Annotated in this window: 19 protein-coding genes and 1 pseudogene; 7 read left to right on the top strand and 13 right to left on the bottom strand. The window is 70.2% G+C overall.

From position 1 onward, the window contains the following. Positions 1 to 89: 89 nt before the first annotated feature. The 7 genes and pseudogenes from ABZS97_RS20400 to ABZS97_RS20430 form a co-directional block, all read right to left on the bottom strand. Positions 90 to 1,709, bottom strand: coding sequence for a DoxX family membrane protein (locus ABZS97_RS20400; protein ID WP_356139683.1), 1,620 nt, complete (start codon positions 1,707 to 1,709; stop codon positions 90 to 92). A gap of 125 nt (positions 1,710 to 1,834) precedes the next feature. Then, a pseudogene (locus ABZS97_RS20405) lies at positions 1,835 to 1,939 on the bottom strand (TrmH family RNA methyltransferase); the annotation flags it as partial. Between the two features lie 95 nt (positions 1,940 to 2,034). Then, positions 2,035 to 2,976, bottom strand: coding sequence for a 23S rRNA (guanosine(2251)-2'-O)-methyltransferase RlmB (gene rlmB / locus ABZS97_RS20410; RefSeq protein WP_356139684.1), 942 nt, complete (start codon positions 2,974 to 2,976; stop codon positions 2,035 to 2,037). A 117-nt stretch (positions 2,977 to 3,093) separates the two neighbouring features. Then, a complete protein-coding gene (gene cysS, locus ABZS97_RS20415; RefSeq protein WP_356139685.1) occupies positions 3,094 to 4,491 on the bottom strand; it encodes a cysteine--tRNA ligase in 1,398 nt (465 codons plus the stop codon). 113 nt (positions 4,492 to 4,604) lie between these two features. Beyond that, positions 4,605 to 5,102, bottom strand: coding sequence for a 2-C-methyl-D-erythritol 2,4-cyclodiphosphate synthase (gene ispF / locus ABZS97_RS20420; RefSeq protein WP_356139686.1), 498 nt, complete (start codon positions 5,100 to 5,102; stop codon positions 4,605 to 4,607). After that, complete coding sequence (gene ispD / locus ABZS97_RS20425; RefSeq protein ID WP_356139687.1) at positions 5,092 to 5,844, bottom strand: 2-C-methyl-D-erythritol 4-phosphate cytidylyltransferase; 753 nt, start codon at positions 5,842 to 5,844, stop codon at positions 5,092 to 5,094. Before ispD ends, ispF begins: the two co-directional genes overlap by 11 nt. Positions 5,845 to 6,121: 277 nt before the next feature. Further along, complete coding sequence (locus ABZS97_RS20430; protein WP_003953493.1) at positions 6,122 to 6,604, bottom strand: CarD family transcriptional regulator; 483 nt, start codon at positions 6,602 to 6,604, stop codon at positions 6,122 to 6,124. A gap of 854 nt (positions 6,605 to 7,458) precedes the next feature. Between ABZS97_RS20430 and ABZS97_RS20435 the strand changes: the two genes are divergently transcribed. Further along, positions 7,459 to 8,115: a DUF461 domain-containing protein gene (locus ABZS97_RS20435; protein WP_356139688.1), complete on the top strand. Its 657-nt coding sequence runs from the start codon at positions 7,459 to 7,461 to the stop codon at positions 8,113 to 8,115. Positions 8,116 to 8,230: 115 nt separating this feature from the next. Here the strand turns inward: ABZS97_RS20435 and ABZS97_RS20440 are convergent, their stop codons facing one another. Both ABZS97_RS20440 and ABZS97_RS20445 read right to left on the bottom strand, forming a co-directional pair. After that, positions 8,231 to 8,911: a response regulator transcription factor gene (locus ABZS97_RS20440; RefSeq protein WP_009340348.1), complete on the bottom strand. Its 681-nt coding sequence runs from the start codon at positions 8,909 to 8,911 to the stop codon at positions 8,231 to 8,233. Continuing rightward, positions 8,908 to 10,194 (bottom strand): ATP-binding protein, encoded by a 1,287-nt coding sequence (locus ABZS97_RS20445; protein ID WP_356139689.1) that lies wholly within the window; start codon positions 10,192 to 10,194, stop codon positions 8,908 to 8,910. Before ABZS97_RS20445 ends, ABZS97_RS20440 begins: the two co-directional genes overlap by 4 nt. Before the next feature lie 226 nt (positions 10,195 to 10,420). Here ABZS97_RS20445 and phoU point away from each other — a divergent pair, with 226 nt between their 5' ends. Next, entirely contained in the window at positions 10,421 to 11,110 is a 690-nt protein-coding gene (phoU, locus tag ABZS97_RS20450; protein WP_356139690.1) for a phosphate signaling complex protein PhoU, read from the top strand. Between the two features lie 102 nt (positions 11,111 to 11,212). Further along, the gene (locus tag ABZS97_RS20455; protein ID WP_356139691.1) at positions 11,213 to 11,365 is read left to right on the top strand and encodes a hypothetical protein; all 153 of its coding nucleotides are present in this window, start codon (positions 11,213 to 11,215) and stop codon (positions 11,363 to 11,365) included. A 28-nt stretch (positions 11,366 to 11,393) separates the two neighbouring features. Here the strand turns inward: ABZS97_RS20455 and ABZS97_RS20460 are convergent, their stop codons facing one another. Beyond that, positions 11,394 to 11,552 (bottom strand): hypothetical protein, encoded by a 159-nt coding sequence (locus ABZS97_RS20460; RefSeq protein ID WP_356139692.1) that lies wholly within the window; start codon positions 11,550 to 11,552, stop codon positions 11,394 to 11,396. 47 nt (positions 11,553 to 11,599) lie between these two features. Between ABZS97_RS20460 and ABZS97_RS20465 the strand changes: the two genes are divergently transcribed. After that, entirely contained in the window at positions 11,600 to 11,848 is a 249-nt protein-coding gene (locus tag ABZS97_RS20465) for an SCO4226 family nickel-binding protein (RefSeq protein WP_356139693.1), read from the top strand. A gap of 94 nt (positions 11,849 to 11,942) precedes the next feature. Beyond that, positions 11,943 to 12,782 (top strand): patatin-like phospholipase family protein, encoded by an 840-nt coding sequence (locus tag ABZS97_RS20470; RefSeq protein ID WP_356139694.1) that lies wholly within the window; start codon positions 11,943 to 11,945, stop codon positions 12,780 to 12,782. A 90-nt stretch (positions 12,783 to 12,872) separates the two neighbouring features. Here ABZS97_RS20470 and ABZS97_RS20475 read toward each other — a convergent pair whose 3' ends face one another. After that, the gene (locus tag ABZS97_RS20475) at positions 12,873 to 13,205 is read right to left on the bottom strand and encodes an NIPSNAP family protein (RefSeq protein ID WP_356139695.1); all 333 of its coding nucleotides are present in this window, start codon (positions 13,203 to 13,205) and stop codon (positions 12,873 to 12,875) included. Positions 13,206 to 13,373: 168 nt separating this feature from the next. On the opposite strand from ABZS97_RS20475, the gene ABZS97_RS20480 reads away from it, so the two are divergent. Beyond that, positions 13,374 to 13,787, top strand: a complete 414-nt coding sequence (locus tag ABZS97_RS20480) for a hypothetical protein (RefSeq protein ID WP_356139696.1) — start codon at positions 13,374 to 13,376, stop codon at positions 13,785 to 13,787. A gap of 59 nt (positions 13,788 to 13,846) precedes the next feature. On the opposite strand, the gene ABZS97_RS20485 is transcribed toward ABZS97_RS20480, so the two are convergent. After that, positions 13,847 to 14,608, bottom strand: coding sequence for a phosphoglyceromutase (locus ABZS97_RS20485; protein ID WP_356139697.1), 762 nt, complete (start codon positions 14,606 to 14,608; stop codon positions 13,847 to 13,849). 161 nt (positions 14,609 to 14,769) lie between these two features. On the opposite strand from ABZS97_RS20485, the gene ABZS97_RS20490 reads away from it, so the two are divergent. Continuing rightward, positions 14,770 to 16,023 (top strand): MFS transporter, encoded by a 1,254-nt coding sequence (locus ABZS97_RS20490; RefSeq protein ID WP_356139698.1) that lies wholly within the window; start codon positions 14,770 to 14,772, stop codon positions 16,021 to 16,023. 5 nt (positions 16,024 to 16,028) lie between these two features. On the opposite strand, the gene ABZS97_RS20495 is transcribed toward ABZS97_RS20490, so the two are convergent. Then, on the bottom strand, positions 16,029 to 16,463 hold the full coding sequence (locus ABZS97_RS20495) for a DUF2000 domain-containing protein (RefSeq protein WP_356139699.1): 435 nt from the start codon (positions 16,461 to 16,463) through the stop codon (positions 16,029 to 16,031). Between the last annotated feature and the right edge of the window lie 15 nt (positions 16,464 to 16,478).

Below are 16,478 nucleotides of genomic sequence, written 5' to 3' on the forward strand. Positions count from 1 at the left end.
ACCTTCTCGAAGCCCGAGTTGGGGTACAGGTACAGCCGGTACATGCTGGAGTACAGCGTTGTCAGCTGGTCCGTACTGCCCGACGCCGGCTAACCGAGCAGGCCGCCCACGAGGCCGGGCTGGCCGGAGGAGCTGCTGCCGCCGGACGAGCCACCGGTGGACGTGCCACCCGTGCCCCCGGAGGACGTCGGCCCCGCCGTCGTGCTGGGCGCCTGCTGGGCCGGCGACGACTGCTGCGGCGGTGCCTGGTTGGTGCCCTGGGTCTGGCTGGGACCACTGGTGGCCGTGCCGCCGGTCTCCCGGGCCGCGCCCGGTGTGGTCGTCGCGTCCGACGGGGCCGAGGAGGTGCTGCCCTGGGTGGGCGCCTCGGAGGCCGACGGGGAGGCCTTGTGGTGGCGCTTGCCGGGGGTCTCCGGCAGCGGGGAGCCCGGCAGTTCGTTGCGCGGGGCCTCGCCCGGTCCCGGGACGACGACCCGGTCGGCGTCGCGGACGGCTCCGCCGAGCAGCGAGCCGATGAGCAGCGTGAGCCCGACGACGATGGCCGCGACGAGCGCGCCGCGGCGCAGTACGCGTCGGCGCAGCTCCCAGATCTCGGCGCGCGGTCCGAGGGTGCGCCAGGCCTCGCCGGCGAGGCGTCCGTCGATGGAGTAGACGGGGGCGCCCGCGATGATCAGCGGCGACCAGGCGGCGAGGTAGATGATGTCGGGCGCGTCGTAGGCGGGGACCGTCTTCCAGCTGACGGTGACGATGAGCGCGGCGGAGAGCAGCGCGCCGACCACGGCGGCGACCCGCTGCCAGAGGCCGAGCACGGTCAGGACGCCGACGATGACCTGGAGGAAGGCGATGACGAGGCCGGCGCCGACGGGGTGCTGGAGCGCGAACTGCCGCAGTGGCTCGGCGACTTCCCACGGGTGCAGGGTGTTGAGCCACTTCATCATGGAGCCGCGCTTGCCGCCGTCGAAGTAGACGGGGTCGCAGAGCTTGCCCATGCCGGCGTAGATGGAGATGAAGCCGAGGAAGACCCTCAGCGGGAGCAGGACGACGCCGAGGTTCATCCGGCGGCCGGGGTAGTAGGCGTGCCGGACGGGGTCCGAGCCGTGTCGCTTGGCGGGCGCCTCCTCGCCGTCCTCGACGAGGTCGTCGTCCGCGAACTCCCCGTCCACGAACCCGGGTTCGTCGTACGTGCTGTCCACGCTGCGCATGTGCGGCAGCAGCCGGGTCTCGCCGGAGGCGGGTGGGCGCTGGCTGCCGACGACGGGCGTCTCCACCGTCTCGTCGGACACGTCGTCGACGCCGATGCGCGGGATGACCTGGGTCGCCCCGGCGTCACCGGTCGGGGGCTCGCCGTGGCGCAGGCTGGTGCCCCGCACGGCTTGCAGCAGGCGGTGGGCGCCGGTGTCGTCGGGCGCGGACTTGCCGCTCCAGACGACGGGTGCGCGCCGCCGCGCACCGGCACCGGGGGCGCCCGCTCTGCCGGCCGTACCGGCGACGGGGACGCGCGCGGCGTCCTCGGTGGAGCTCAAGTGCCTTGAGATGCGCGGGGACTGGCTCCGCGGCGTGGCGGCTAGCTGCACGCGGAAGCTCGCATGATTGACGATGACCTGCGCCGGATCGCTCGGCACCTTCACCATGCTCAGCGCGGGAGCGTCGTCGAATCCCGACGAGAGGTCCCCCGTGGGTGTGCGGGGTGTTCTGGTGTCCACACTCATCTAACCGAGTGACGTGTGTTTAGGACACTGCTTTGACCGGGCGGATCTGTCCGGACCGCGTCAAGGTCGTTCCGAACATCCCGAACATCCCGATCGCCCCACGAGGGTACGCCCTGAACCCCTGCTCAGACGCGGCGCCGCGACGCCTCGTACAGCACAACTCCCGCCGCGACACCGGCGTTCAGCGACTCCGCGCCACCGGGCATCGGAATCCGCACCCGGAAGTCGCAGGGCCCCTCCTGCCGGCCGCCCTCGCACGCTCCGCGGCTTCGGGACGGCTGCGCCGGACTCCGTCCGTCGGCCTCCGGCGGCCGCCCGCAGCACCTCAGACGCGACGACGCGACGCCTCGTACAACACAACCCCGGCCGCGACACCGGCGTTCAGCGACTCCGCGCCACCGGGCATCGGAATCCGCACCCGGAAGTCGCAGGTTTCGCCCACGAGTCGGGACAGGCCCTTGCCCTCGCTGCCGACGACGATGACGACCGGGCCGCCCAGGGCGGCCAGTTCGCCGATCTCGGACTCGCCGTCCGCGGCGAGGCCGACGATGGTGACACCGGCCTTCTTGTACGCCTCCAGGGCGCGCGTGAGGTTGGTGCAGCGTGCGACGGGCGTGCGGGCCGCCGTACCGGCGGACGACTTCCAGGCGCCGGCGGTCATGCCGGCGGCGCGCCGCTCGGGTACGACGACGCCGTGGCCGCCGAACGCGGAGACGGAGCGGACGACGGCGCCGAGGTTGCGCGGGTCGGTCACCCCGTCGAGGGCGACGATCAGCGGGTCCTCGCCCGCGTCGAACGCGGCGGCGACGAGGTCCTCGGGGTGCGCGTACTCGTACGGCGGGACCTGGAGGACCAGGCCCTGGTGGTTGAGTCCGTTGGTCATGCGGTCCAGCTCGGGGCGCGGGGCCTCCATGAGGTGGATGCCGCCGCGCTGGCCGACGAGCTGGAGCGCCTCGCGCACCCGCTCGTCGTTGTCGATGAACTGCTGCACGTACAGCGTCACCGCGGGCACGCCCTCGCGCAGCGCCTCGACGACGGGGTTGCGCCCGACGACCATCTCGGACGTGCCCTTGCCGCCGCGGCCGCGGGGCGCGGGGCGGCGCGCGGCCTGCTTCGCCTTGGCGTTCGCGATGCGGTTCGCCTTGTGCTTCTTGCGCATCTCGGCGGGCGGGGTCGGGCCCTTGCCCTCCAGGCCCTTGCGTCGCTGGCCGCCACTGCCGACCTGCGCGCCCTTCTTGCCGGACATGCGGCGGTTGTTAGCGGCCATGACCTACCTGTTCTGTGTTGAGCGTCGATATGTACCTGTGCGGACGCACGCGTGAATACGTACGTCAGTGCCAGTGTGCCGCCCGGAACGCCGGGCGGCACATCAGGCGGTGAACCGCTAGCGCGGCCCGAGCGTCCAGCGCGGTCCCTGCGGGCCGTCCTCGATGACGAGGCCCGACTGGTTGAGCTGGTCGCGGATGGCGTCGGCGGTGGCCCAGTCCTTGCGGCCGCGGGCCGCCTCGCGCTGCTGGAGCACCAGGCGTACGAGGGTGTCGACGACGCCGTGCAGGTCCTCGCCGCGGTCGCTCCCGTCGGCCCACTGGGGGTCGAGCGGGTCGAGGCCGAGGATGCCGAGCATGGCTCGGACCTCCGCCAGCCGTGCCACGGCGGCTTCCTTGTCGTCGGCCGCCAGGGCGCTGTTGCCCTGGCGGACCGTGGTGTGGATGACGGCGAGCGCCTGCGGGACGCCCAGGTCGTCGTCCATGGCCTCTGCGAAGGCGGGCGGCACCTCGGCCGAGGGCTCGACGGCTCCCCCGGCCTTCTCGACGACGCGCTGCACGAAGCCCTCGATGCGCGCGAACGCCGACTCGGCCTCGCGCAGGGCCTCTTCGCTGTACTCGATCATCGAGCGGTAGTGCGGGGTGCCGAGGTAGTACCGCAGCACGATGGGCCGCCAGTGCTTGACCATCTCGCTGACGAGGACCGAGTTCCCGAGGGACTTCGACATCTTCTCGCCGCTCATGGTGACCCAGGCGTTGTGCAGCCAGTACCTGGCGAACTCGTCGCCGTACGCCTTGGCCTGGGCGATCTCGTTCTCGTGGTGCGGGAAGATCAGGTCGAGTCCGCCGCCGTGGATGTCGAAGGCACTGCCCAGGTACTTGTGGGCCATGGCGGAGCATTCGAGGTGCCAGCCGGGGCGGCCGCGGCCCCACGGCGTCTCCCAGTCGGGCTCGCCGGGCTTGGACGCCTTCCACATGGCGAAGTCACGCGGGTCGCGCTTGCCTGCGACGCCCTCGTCGGGCTGGCGCAGGTCGTCGATGTCCTGGTTGGACAGCGCGAGGTAGCCGGGGAAGGACCGCACGTCGAAGTAGACGCTGCCGTCGGCCTCGTACGCGTGACCGCGTTCGATGAGGCCGCGCATCATCTCGATCATCTCGGGGACGTGGCCGGTGGCGCGCGGTTCGTACGTGGGCGGGAGGCATCCGAGGGCGTGGTAGCCGTCGTTGAAGGCCCGCTCGTTCTCGTAGCCGATCGACCACCAGGGGCGGCCCTGCTCGGTCGACTTGTTGATGATCTTGTCGTCGATGTCCGTGACGTTGCGGATGAACGTGACGTCGTAGCCGCGGTGGGTGAACCAGCGGCGCAGGATGTCGAAGTTGAGATACGAGCGGACGTGCCCGATGTGCGGTGCCGCCTGGACAGTGGCGCCACAGAGGTAGATCGAGACACAACCCGGTGTGAGCGGGGAGAAGTCACGAATCTGCCGGGCGCTGGTGTCGTACAGGCGAATGGTCACCACACCAGGGTAGTGGCCCCCGGGTAGTGCACCATGCCCCTTCCGGTACAAGAGGAACGCATTCGTGATCGCCGTGGGCCCGTCCGCCGTTTCAGGGCGAGAAACCCCGAGGCTCAGTCGAGCCGCACCACCAGCGCCGTGGCGACTGCCATCAACCCCTCGTCGCGCCCCGGGAAACCGAGCCCGTCGGTCGTGGCGCCGGAGACCGAGACCGGCGCCCCGGCCGCATCGGAGAGGACCTTCTGCGCCTCGTCACGACGCTTGCCGATCTTGGGGCGGGGTCCGACCACCTGGACGGCGACGTTGCCGATGGTGAAGCCGGCCTCGCGGACGATACGGGCGGCCTCGGCGAGGAGCGCGACCCCCGGCGCCCCGGCCCACTCGGGCCGCCCGGTGCCGAAGTGCTGCCCGAGGTCACCGAGTCCGGCGGCGGAGAACAGCGCGTTGCAGGCGGCGTGCGCGACGACGTCCGCGTCGGAGTGCCCGGCGAGGCCCGGTCCCTCGCCCTCCCACTTCAGGCCCGCGCACCACAGCTCGCGGCCCTCCTCGAAGGCGTGGATGTCGGTGCCGATGCCGACCTGCGGCAACGCCACCCGCGGCTCAGAAGCCATCGTTGAGCCTCCTGCGGGCGAGGACCGCCTCCGCGAGGACGAGGTCCAGCGGGCGGGTGACCTTGAAGGCCTCCTCGTGCCCGGGCACGACGACGACCTGGAGGCCGAGCTGCTCGACCATGCTCGCGTCGTCGGTGACGTTGTCGGTCACCGTCGCGTGGGCGCGCACGAGCGTGTCGCGGTCGAAGCCCTGCGGGGTCTGCACGGCCCGCAGCCGCGCCCGCTCCGGTGTCGCCACGACGGGCTCGGGCCCGCCCGGGACCGCCGCGGGCTCGACCTGCTTGACGGTGTCCGCGAGGGGCAGCGCCGGGACGACGGCGGGTGCCCCGTCCCGTACGGCCTCGATGACGGCGTCCACCGTGTCGACCGGCACCAGCGGCCGGGCGGCGTCGTGCACCAGCACGATGTCGTGGCCGGGCGGCAGTGCGTCGAGGCCGAGCTTCACGGACTCCTGGCGCGACTCCCCGCCGGGGACCACGAGGAAGTCGGTGCGCTCGGGCAGCGCGTGGGCGTCGAGCAGTGATTTGACCTCGGCCGCTCCGTCGGGCGGGGCCACGACGACGACCAGGGAGACCGCGCGGGACGCGGCCATGGCGCGCACCGCGTGGATGAGCATGGGGGTGCCATTCAGCGCGCGGAGCGCTTTGGGGGCGCCCGGACCGAGGCGCACGCCTCGTCCGGCGGCCGGAATCACGGCCGCGGTGCGAGCCCCCGCAGGCGAAGGGCGCGATTCGTCAGACATCGGTTCCTGTCAGGTTTGTGTACTCGGGCTGCGTGGGTATGGCCTCACCGAACGGGCGCTGGGCCTTGACCGGGGACCCTTCCGTGACCATCCGGTCAAGCCGAGCCGCCCGTCTCCCGGTACGTGTGCGAACGTATCCGGGCCGGTACGCGTCCGGCCACTTCCGGATACGAACATGCCGCAGCGCCCGGCGACAGCTAATGCGTCATCGGGCACCGCGGCATTTCATTGCGTCATCGCGCCGGTCTCCGTGGGCTCGCACCCTCGTGGGCCTGCGTCAGGACGCGAGAACCTCGTCGAGAAGAGCCTCGGCCTTGTCCTCGTTCGTGTTCTCCGCGAGGGCCAGCTCGCTCACCAGGATCTGGCGCGCCTTGGCCAGCATGCGCTTCTCACCTGCGGAGAGTCCGCGCTCGCGCTCACGACGCCACAGGTCACGCACGACTTCCGCGACCTTGATGACATCGCCGGAGGCGAGCTTCTCCAGATTTGCCTTGTAACGACGCGACCAGTTCGTGGGCTCCTCGGCGTACGGCGCGCGCAGCACCTCGAAGACCCGGTCCAGCCCGTCCTGACCGACCACATCACGTACGCCGACGAACTCCGCATTGTCCGCTGGCACACGCACCGTCAGGTCGCCCTGGGCGACCTTCAGCACCAAGTAGGTCTTGTCCACGCCTTTGATCTGGCGAGTTTCGATGGCCTCGATCAGCGCGGCCCCGTGATGGGGATAGACCACGGTGTCGCCAACCTTGAACGTCATGTGACAGGTACCCCTTCCGTGGCTATCCAGGGTAACACGGAAACTGCGTGTTCTGAATGGCGTTTTCGCAGGTCAGGGCATATCTCGGGGCTTGACAACCGCAACAGGAACGTGCTTCGGAGCGGGAGCGGAAGGGGGTATTCGCAGGTCGGAGCAGCTCTCCGGGCGACGAGAAACGCGTACGTTACACACACCAGAAGCCTCTGACCAGCGCCTGAACGTCCACTTTTGTCCCACTCCAGGAGTGCGACTTCCGCTACTCCGTTCGGTGACCGGAGCCGGGTACGAGACGAATCCGGAATTGATCACGGCCGTTGATGATCAATTTTCCGGACCGCCATGCATTCCTTACGCGCCCTTACGCATCCTTACCGGAAAATCCGCAGGCCGAAGTTGACTGTCGGCGCTTATGTGAATGGCGGACGGACAAGAGGCCGAAGTGGCTGATGGGCGATGTGGGAAGTGCGCGGTGAACACTTCACCGGGACGGCGCGACGTGGTCCGTACAAGCGGGTCCGAGCCCGTGGAGGCGTCCCTGAACTTCACCGGGGTCGCTCAGGGGGCTTCTGACGGATCAGCGCGGAAGAAGGAGCGGCGTTCGGTGCGTGCTCTCGGCGTGCCGGGCGGATGTCCTCGTAGCGGAGCCACTAGGGCTTTCGTCCGGTGCGGCGAGAGTGCGTGCCGGGCGTCGCGACGCCGCGAAGATCCGTCAGAAGCCCCCTAGGGGCGGGTCGGGTGCAGCGGTGCGGGAACGGCTCGGTAACCTAAGGCCGCTGACAGACCCTTAGGGCGGCTTTACAGCCGTACGGCCGCCCGGACCCCGTACCGCCCACGTTCTAGGAGTTGCCGCCGCCGTGAGCAGCAGCCTTCGACGCGGCGCTCTCGCCGCCGCCGCCATCGCGTTCTCGATCGCCTCGCTCGCCGCGTGCGCCGCCGGAAACGACGCCCAGACGCTTGAGGTGAAGCCGGACAACGCCGCGGTCACCGTCGGCGCCATCAAGCTCCAGAACGTCTCCGTGATCACGCAGCCGGACCTGGAGTCGACGGGCCCGGCCGTGATCACCGCGACCGTGTTCAACAACGGCACCACCGCGCAGACGCTGGACTCCATCACCATCGCCGGCACCGGCAAGACCGCCGAGCTCCACCCCGCCAAGGGCAAGGGCAAGCTGGTCGTCCCGGCCGGCGGCTCCATCGTCATCGGTGGCAAGGACAACGCCTCCGCGGTGCTCCCCAGCAGCCGTGAGGCCGTCAAGGACGGCAACGCGCAGAAGGTCACCTTCGGCTTCAGCGAGGCCGGTGACGTGAGCCTGCGGGCCTTCGTCGTGCCCTCCGACCGCTACTTCAAGACATGGGGCCCGACCGAGCTGCCGACGCAGCCGTCCGAGTCCGCGAGCCCGAAGCCGTCGGGTTCGGCGTCGGGTACGCCGACCGACGCGGCGTCGTCGAGCGCGACGGCCACGGCGACCTCCTCCGCCACCGCCACCGCCACGGAGTCCGCCGCTCAGTGACGTAGCCGTACAGAAGTCCAGACGTACGCATGCACGAAGGGCGGTACCCCTCCAGGGGTGCCGCCCTTCGTCGTGCCGTCGTGCCGCACGCGCGCGTGAGGATTGGTGGGCCGGCTTACGGCTCGAACTTGTATCCGAGACCACGCACCGTCACCAGGTACCGCGGGGCACCGGGGTCCGGCTCGATCTTGGCGCGCAGCCGCTTCACGTGGACATCGAGGGTCTTGGTGTCACCGACGTAGTCGGCGCCCCAGACCCGGTCGATGAGCTGCATACGGGTGAGCACGCGGCCCGCGTTGCGCAGCAGCATCTCCAGGAGGTCGAACTCCTTGAGGGGAAGGTCGACCTTGGAGCCGGAGACGGTGACCACGTGACGGTCGACGTCCATACGGACCGGGCCGGCCTCCAGCGCGGCCGGGGTGACCTCCTCCGGCTCCCCGCGGCGGCGCAGGACGGCCCGGATTCGGGCGACCAGTTCGCGCGAGGAGAAGGGCTTGGTGACGTAGTCGTCGGCTCCTATTTCGAGGCCCACGACCTTGTCGATCTCACTGTCCTTGGCGGTCACCATGATCACCGGGACGTTGGAGCGGCCGCGCAGCTGGCGGCAGACCTCCGTGCCGGGCAGGCCCGGCAGCATCAGGTCGAGCAGGACGAGGTCGGCGCCGTTGCGCTCGAACTCGTCCAGCCCGTCGGGCCCGGTGGTCGCGATGGCGACCTCGAAGCCCTCCTTGCGAAGCATGTACGACAGGGCGTCGGAGAAGGACTCCTCGTCCTCGACGACGAGCACACGGGTCACGGAAGGACCTCCGGGGCAGGGAGCGGTTCATACGGGGATGTGACGGTGGTCGTCCCGTCGGGCTGTGCGAGGTGGTGCCCGGTCTCGTCGTCTTCGTCGAGTCCGGGGATGTGGTCGGTCACGCGGTCGCGGGCCGCACTCGCCTCCGGCAGCCGCAGGGTGAACGTGGAGCCCTGTCCCTCGGAGCTCCACACCGTGACCTCCCCGCCGTGCGAGGCGGCCACGTGCTTGACGATCGCGAGACCCAGACCCGTACCGCCGGTCTGGCGGGAACGGGCCGGGTCGACGCGGTAGAAGCGCTCGAAGACGCGCTCCTTGTCCTTGTCCGAGATGCCGATGCCCTGGTCGGTCACGGCGATCTCGATCAGGTCTCCGCCGGGCGCCGTCACGCGGCGCGCGGCTATGCCCACCCTGGTGCGGGCGGGCGAGTAGTTGACGGCGTTCTCGACGAGGTTTCCGAGGGCGGCGGCCAGCTGGCCCCTGTTCCCCCAGAGGCTCAGGTCGGCGGGGCCTCCGGCGGCCATGGTGATCTGCTTGGTGCCTGCCTGGTGGCGGCACCGGTCGATCGCCTCGGCGACCAGTTCGTCGACGCGCACCGGTTCGGCGTCCTCAAGGGGGTCGTCGTTCTGCACCCTCGACAGGTCGATGAGCTCCTGGACGAGGTTGGTGAGCCGGGTGGCCTCTATCTGCATGCGTCCGGCGAAGCGCTCCACGGCCTCGGGGTCGTCCGAGGCGTCCATGACGGCCTCGGAGAGGAGGGAGAGCGCGCCGACGGGGGTCTTCAGCTCGTGGCTCACATTGGCGACGAAGTCGCGTCGTACGGCCTCGATGCGCCGGGCCTCGGTGAGGTCCTCGACGAGCAGGAGCACGAGCCGGGAGCCGAGCGGGGCGACGCGCGCGGAGACGGCGAGGGCCTCCCCGCGGCCGGTGCCGCGCCGCGGCAGGTCCAGCTCGACCTGCCGTATCTCCCCGTCGCGGCGGGTGTCGCGGGCCATCTTGACCATGGGCTCGACGGCGAGCTTCCCGCCGCGGACCAGCCCGAGGGCGTACGCGGCGGAGCTGGCCTTGACCACGGCGTCGGCCTCGTCGAGGACGACGGCCGAGGACCGGAGCACGGAGAGCACCGTGTCGACGCCCGGCGGAAGCACCGGGTCCGTGTGCAGAGAGGTGCGGGTGGGGCGTTTCTGGTCGCGTTCGCTCCAGCGGAACGCCAGCATGGCGATGACACCGGTGAGCACTCCGGCGATCGCTGCCGCTGCGGCGACCGCCGCGTTCACGTCCATGCATCCAGGTTAGGCATGTCGTCGCTCCTGGCCACAGCCATCCGGGTGCGACCTCGAACACTCGTCGCCCAGAGTTCACCTGGGAGCTAGGGATGGTTCATTTGGGATGCCGGAAACGGACGCGTACAGGCCGGAACGTGGGAGCGTGGGGTTCACAGGGCCGGTTTTACGCCAGTCCGTGGCTCCCCGGAACCCCCCGAGGCACACGTATGAGAGGGACATCCTGATGCGGGACGCGTACCACGAGGAACTTGACTCGATCGGCGAGGGCCTGGTCGAGATGGCCCGGCTCGTCGGGTCGGCGATCGGGCGCGCCACGACGGCCATCCTCGACTCCGACCTGAAGCTGGCCGAGAGCGTCATCGCGGCCGACGACAAGGTCGACGACCTTCAGCACGACCTGGAGGCCCGGGCGATAGCCCTGCTGGCGCGCCAGCAGCCGGTGGCGACGGACCTGCGGATCGTCGTGACGTCGCTGCGCATGTCGGCCGACCTGGAGCGTTCGGGCGACCTGGCCCAGCACGTCGCGAAGCTGGCCCGGCTGCGCTTCCCGGAGCGCGCGATCCCGCACGACCTGCACGCCACCGTCCTGGAGATGGGCCAGCTCGCCCAGCGCCTGATGGCGAAGGCCGCCGAGGTCATCATCACCAAGGACGTCGACCTCGCTCTCCAGCTGGAGCAGGACGACGACGAGATGGACCTGCTGCACCGCACCCTCTTCCAGCACCTGCTGGACGACAAGTGGAAGCACGGCATCGAGACGGCGGTCGACGTCACCCTGCTCGGCCGCTACTACGAGCGCTTCGCCGACCACGCGGTGTCCGTCGCCAAGCGCGTCGTCTTCCTCGTGACCGGTGAGCACGCGGACGACATCCAGCCCGACATCCAGCCGGTGACGGGGGCGGAGGGGGCCTGACCGCACGCCCCCGGGGGCGCGGGCGAGCCTCCGTGCGCCGTTGATGCGCCCGAGGATCTGGGCATGCACTGGTCGCAGGCATCCGCCTTCGAGGAGGGACCCATGGCCGAATCCCCCACCACGACCGATCCGACGCAGGAACGCGAGTCGCAGCAGCCCGCCGAGATCAAGAGCCTCCCGCTCTTCGGCGCCTGCGGCTGCGGCTCGGGCTGCGGCTGCGGTTGCCAGTCCGGCAACCCGTGCCAGTGCGGCTGACGGCCCACGCCGTCGCACACCCCGTACGTCACATCTCGTACGTCACATCTCGTACGCCACATCTCGTACGCCACATCTCGTACGTCCCGTTCCGTACGACCACGAAGGGCCCCGGCACCGCGCCGGGGCCCTTCGTGGCGCGCGGCCCGTTCTCCCGTTCGCCGGTACGGCCGTACGGGCGCAGCATGGAGAGGACGGACCAGCCGAGGCCGTACGGAAGGAGGTGGGGAGACCATGACGCAGTTCATGGACGTCCACCACGGAATGGCGGGCATCACGGCCGAGCAGCTCATGCACGCGCACCAGGCCGACCTCGCCATCGAGAAGCAAGAGGGCGTGCACTTCGAGAAGGCCTGGGCGGATCCCGCCTCCGGCACTGTCTACTGCCTGTCCGAGGCGCCCTCGGCCGAAGCGGTTCAGCGCATCCACGAACGCGCGGGCCACAAGGCCGACGAGATCCACCCGGTACCGCTGTCGGTCTGAGACCGAGCGGGCGGAAACGTGGAGTGCTCCCCGGTTACCTGGTAGCGTCGACCCGGAAAGCGGGGAGCAGTCCCCGTTACCGGGGAGGGTGGGCATGGCGGACACGGCGCTGGTGTTGGGCGGGGGCGGGCTGACCGCGTACGCGTGGCAGGTCGGCGTACTGGCGGGGCTGGCCGAGGCCGGGGTGGACCTCAGCGGCGCGGACGTGCTCGCCGGCACCTCCGCCGGTTCGCTGCTCGCGGTGGAACTGGCCGACGGAGCGGCACCGGCTGACCTGTACGGGGTTCAGGTCAGCCGGAAGCGCGCCATGCTGGAGGTCGACTTCACCCTCGCCATGACGGTCAAGTACCTGTGGGCGGCGCTCGGTTCACGCGATCCGGAGACCGTGGTCAAGCGGCTGGGCAGGCTCGCGCTGAGCATGCGGGGCGTGCCGGAGACGGTGGTCTTCGACGCGATGCGCTCCCAACTGCCGGTTCCGGAGTGGCCCGAGCGGACCGTACGGATGTTCTCCGTGGACGCGCTCACCGGCAAGGCGGCCGGCTTCGACGCCGGCAGCGGGGTCGATCTGGTGCGGGCGATGGCGGCCAGCTGCGCACTGCCGCCGCTGTACCCGCCGATCACGATCGGGGCGGGCCGCTGGATCGACGGGGGCGCACGCTCCACGACCAACGCCGACCTCGTGACCGACTGCCGCCGGGTCGTCGTACTGGCCCCGATCCCCAAGAGCCCGGGCGCCAGTCCGGACGTCTGCGACCATGTCGCCTCCCTCACGGCGGGCGGCGCACTGGCCACCGCCCTCACCCCCGACCGGGAGGCCCGCCGCGCCTTCGGCCGCGACCCCCTGGACGCCTCCCGCATCCCCGGCGCGGCCCGCGCGGGCCTGCGCCAGGCGGCCGAACACGCCGACCGCATCCGCACGGTGTGGCACGGCTGACCCTGCCGTACTCGGCTCTACGTCCGGCCGGTCACGGGGGCGCAGTGGCGGTCAACTCGTCGACGAGCTGGGCGAATGCGAAGCAGGGGCTCACGAGTTCCCTTCCCCGGCCTCGGCCGGGACGTCGAGCGGCCGCAGGAAGCGGCGTTCGTAGCGCTTGATGCAGCGGGTCTCGCGAGCCAGCTCGAACGCTTCCTGGCACTCCGGGTCGGCCATGCTGTCCGTGCGGTACTGCTCGTACGCGGCCAGGCTGGGAAACGAGAACAGCGCGTAGGCGATGTCACTGTCGCCCTCGCTCGGCAGGAAGTAGCCGTGGTGCGTCCCACCGAACCGGTTCACGAGCCGCACCCACCGCCGCCCGTACTCCTCGAAGTCCGCAACCTTGTCGGCGTCGATCTCGTACTTGAGATGAATGGTGACCATGCCTCCATGATCCCGCAAGCCGGCCGTCAACAGCCGTGCCCGGTATGGACGTTGCTTCGAGCGCATGCCACGATGTCGCTTCTGTGCAGGCCTGATCATTGCCCAGGAGCGATCGGACCTCCACCCGGGCGCCCTCACCCCTCGAGCAGCTGTGGTCGGAGACCGCCCATGAAGAAGCAGATCGTGTTCACGCTCGCCACCGCCGCGTTGCTCATGGGCGCGACGACCACCTCGGCGAACGCGACCATCACCAAGGCCGGGGACTACGCCGTTTCCATTCACATCGGAACGGCCGAATTCTGCCGCGCCAACACCCTCAGCCAGGGCGGCGCGAACTCCGACATCAAGGGACAGTTCACCGCGTCCAACGGCGGCGCCTGCCAGGCCTGGCTGGAGCGCAAGCGCTACAACGACGACGGCAGCCTGCAGTACAACTGGACGAAGGTCTCGGACTACTACTTCCTGCAGAGCGGTGACCAACGGGAGACAGGCTGGCACTGGAACGGCGCCAACACCGGTTCCCGCGTCTGCGTCATCCTCACGAGCACCAGCGAGAAGGGCTGCTCCAACGGAATCTGGTAGACCGCGAAAATGCCCCCGCTCCGCGCCATGAGCGCAGGTCGGGGGCATGATCACAAAGGCTACTTTTTCTTGCCCTGGTTCTTGACCGCCTCGATCGCCGCCGCCGCGGCGTCCGGGTCGAGGTAGGTGCCGCCGGGGTTGAGGGGCTTGAAGTCGGCGTCCAGCTCGTAGGAGAGGGGGATGCCGGTGGGGATGTTCAGGCCCGCGATGTCGGCGTCGGAGATGCCGTCGAGGTGCTTGACGAGGGCGCGGAGGCTGTTGCCGTGGGCCGCGACCAGGACCGTACGGCCGGCCAGGAGGTCGGGGACGATGCCGTCGTACCAGTACGGAAGCATGCGGACGACGACGTCCTTGAGGCACTCCGTGCGCGGGCGCAGCTCCGGCGGGATCGACGCGTAGCGCGCGTCCTCGGACTGGGAGAACTCCGTGCCGTCCTCAAGGGCGGGCGGCGGGGTGTCGTACGAGCGGCGCCACAGCATGAACTGCTCCTCGCCGAACTCGGCGAGGGTCTGCGCCTTGTCCTTGCCCTGGAGGGCGCCGTAGTGGCGCTCGTTCAGGCGCCAGCTGCGGTGGACGGGGATCCAGTGGCGGTCGGCGGACTCCAGCGAGAGCTGGGCCGTGCGGATCGCGCGCTTCTGGAGGGACGTGTGGACCACGTCGGGCAGCAGGCCGGCGTCCTTGAGCAGCTCACCGCCGCGGACTGCCTCCTTCTCGCCCTTCTCGTTGAGATTGACGTCCACCCAGCCGGTGAACAGGTTCTTCGCGTTCCATTCGCTCTCGCCGTGGCGGAGGAGGATCAGCTTGTACGGTGCGTCGGCCATGAGGTCGAGCGTAATGGACCCCGCTGATCGCTCGCGCGTCCGCCCGAGGACCGGACAGTTGACGGCATCTGTTAATTGAGTGGCTCTCCAGTACCGACCCCTCGTAAGTTGTGCTCAGCGCTTGAGCCACTTACACAACTGCCTGACCGTGGGGGTCCCGTATGTCACTCGTCTCGCTGAGACGCGCCGCCCGCGAGACCGTTTCCGGGCTCCCTCGCGAGTTCTGGTGGCTGTGGACCAGCACCCTCGTCAACCGGCTGGGCGCGTTCGTCGCCACGTTCATGGCGCTCTACCTGACCCTCGACCGCGGGTACTCCGCCTCGTACGCCGGCCTCGTCGCCTCCCTCCACGGCCTGGGCGGCGTCGTCTCCTCGCTCGGCGCGGGTGTGATGACCGACAGGCTCGGCCGGCGGCCGACGCTGCTCATCGCGCAGTCGTCCACCGCCGTCTCGGTGGCCGTGCTCGGCTTCATGCACGACCCGGTCTCGATCGCGGCCGTCGCCTTCGTGGTGGGCATGGCGTCGAACGCCTCCCGGCCCGCCGTGCAGGCGATGATGGCCGACATCGTCCGCCCCGAGGACCGCGTCCGCGCGTTCTCCCTCAACTACTGGGCGATCAACCTCGGGTTCGCGATCTCCTCCATGGCGGCCGGGTTCATCGCCGAGTTCAGCTATCTGGCCGGGTTCATGATCGAGGCGGGCATGACCCTGGTCTGCGCGGTCGTCGTCTTCCTGAAGCTGCCGGAGTCGCGGCCGGTGCGCACGGCGACGGAGAAGGCCGCCGAAGAGGTCGGCCTGGGCACCGTGCTGCGCGACGGCCGCTTCATGAGCGTCGTCGGCCTGTCCTTCCTGGTCGCCGTCGTCTTCCAGCAGGGCTCGGTCGGTCTGCCCGTCGCCATGGGCACGGCCGGCTTCACCCCGGCCGACTACGGCCTCGCGATCGCGGTGAACGGCATCCTCATCGTCGCCCTGCAGATCCCGGTCACCCGGTTCATCGAGCACCGGGATCCGCGCCGCCTGCTCGTGATCTCGTCGATCCTCGCGGGCTACGGCTTCGGTCTCACCGCCTTCGCCGGGTCGGTCGGCGTCTTCGCCCTCACGGTGTGCGTGTGGACGCTGGCGGAGATCGTCAACGCCCCGACCCAGACCGGACTGGTCGTCCGCCTCTCCCCCGTCCACGGCCGCGGCCGCTACCAGGGCATGTACACCCTCTCCTGGTCCCTCGCCGCGCTCGTCGCCCCCCTGATGTCCGGCCTCGTCATCGACCGGTTCGGGGCCGAGTGGCTGTGGGGTCTGTGCGCGGTCGTCGGTACGGCGGCGGGACTCGGCTACGGGCTGCTGATGCGGGGGCTGCCGGTGGAGGAGCCGGCCGTCGAGGCGCCCGCGGCCGCGAAGCCCGAGGTCAGCGCCGTCTGACGGGCTCAGGGATGCATCCGTGAGCCCTTCACCACCTTGTCCACCGCGTTCCGCGGCCCGTACACGGCGAGCCCGACCAGGTCCAGCTCCCCGGTCGGGACGGCCCGTACGGCCGCCCGGTTGTCGCGGTCGTTGCCGGTGGTGAACAGGTCGGACGTGAACACGGCGCGCGGCACGGCCCGGGACAGGGCCCGGCTGTGGGCAGCCTTCAGCGTCTCCTTCGTGGCCTGCAGGACGACGACCGGCTGGCGGAACATCGAGAGGTAGGAGACGCCGTCGGCGTCCTCGTACGGCTCGCCGATCACCTCGGGGACGGCTGTCCCGAGGCCGCTGACGAGAAAAGCGGTCACATTGAGTCGCTGCCAGGGCTCCAGGTCCTCGCGGAGCAGGACGGCGATCTTGGTGTCGAAGCGAAGGGGTGCGGGCGTCGGGGTGCTCATGAGCTGAGACTGCCG

The organism is Streptomyces sp. NPDC005485, from assembly GCF_040606085.1.
In the GTDB taxonomy this organism is placed as follows: domain Bacteria; phylum Actinomycetota; class Actinomycetes; order Streptomycetales; family Streptomycetaceae; genus Streptomyces.

Bases quoted from the DNA above. Each gene is read 5' to 3' on its own strand.
- ispD (WP_356139687.1), bottom strand. From the start codon at position 5,844: ATGTCTGACGAATCGCGCCCTTCGCCTGCGGGGGCTCGCACCGCGGCC.
- ABZS97_RS20475 (WP_356139695.1), bottom strand. From the start codon at position 13,205: ATGGTCACCATTCATCTCAAGTACGAGATCGACGCCGACAAGGTTGCG.
- ABZS97_RS20485 (WP_356139697.1), bottom strand. From the start codon at position 14,608: ATGGCCGACGCACCGTACAAGCTGATCCTCCTCCGCCACGGCGAGAGC.
- ABZS97_RS20465 (WP_356139693.1), top strand. From the start codon at position 11,600: ATGACGCAGTTCATGGACGTCCACCACGGAATGGCGGGCATCACGGCC.
- phoU (WP_356139690.1), top strand. From the start codon at position 10,421: ATGCGGGACGCGTACCACGAGGAACTTGACTCGATCGGCGAGGGCCTG.
- ABZS97_RS20495 (WP_356139699.1), bottom strand. From the start codon at position 16,463: ATGAGCACCCCGACGCCCGCACCCCTTCGCTTCGACACCAAGATCGCC.
- ispF (WP_356139686.1), bottom strand. From the start codon at position 5,102: ATGGCTTCTGAGCCGCGGGTGGCGTTGCCGCAGGTCGGCATCGGCACC.
- ABZS97_RS20445 (WP_356139689.1), bottom strand. From the start codon at position 10,194: ATGGACGTGAACGCGGCGGTCGCCGCAGCGGCAGCGATCGCCGGAGTG.
- ABZS97_RS20480 (WP_356139696.1), top strand. From the start codon at position 13,374: ATGAAGAAGCAGATCGTGTTCACGCTCGCCACCGCCGCGTTGCTCATG.
- ABZS97_RS20455 (WP_356139691.1), top strand. From the start codon at position 11,213: ATGGCCGAATCCCCCACCACGACCGATCCGACGCAGGAACGCGAGTCG.
- ABZS97_RS20470 (WP_356139694.1), top strand. From the start codon at position 11,943: ATGGCGGACACGGCGCTGGTGTTGGGCGGGGGCGGGCTGACCGCGTAC.
- ABZS97_RS20430 (WP_003953493.1), bottom strand. From the start codon at position 6,604: ATGACGTTCAAGGTTGGCGACACCGTGGTCTATCCCCATCACGGGGCC.
- ABZS97_RS20460 (WP_356139692.1), bottom strand. From the start codon at position 11,552: ATGCTGCGCCCGTACGGCCGTACCGGCGAACGGGAGAACGGGCCGCGC.
- ABZS97_RS20400 (WP_356139683.1), bottom strand. From the start codon at position 1,709: ATGAGTGTGGACACCAGAACACCCCGCACACCCACGGGGGACCTCTCG.
- ABZS97_RS20490 (WP_356139698.1), top strand. From the start codon at position 14,770: ATGTCACTCGTCTCGCTGAGACGCGCCGCCCGCGAGACCGTTTCCGGG.
- rlmB (WP_356139684.1), bottom strand. From the start codon at position 2,976: ATGGCCGCTAACAACCGCCGCATGTCCGGCAAGAAGGGCGCGCAGGTC.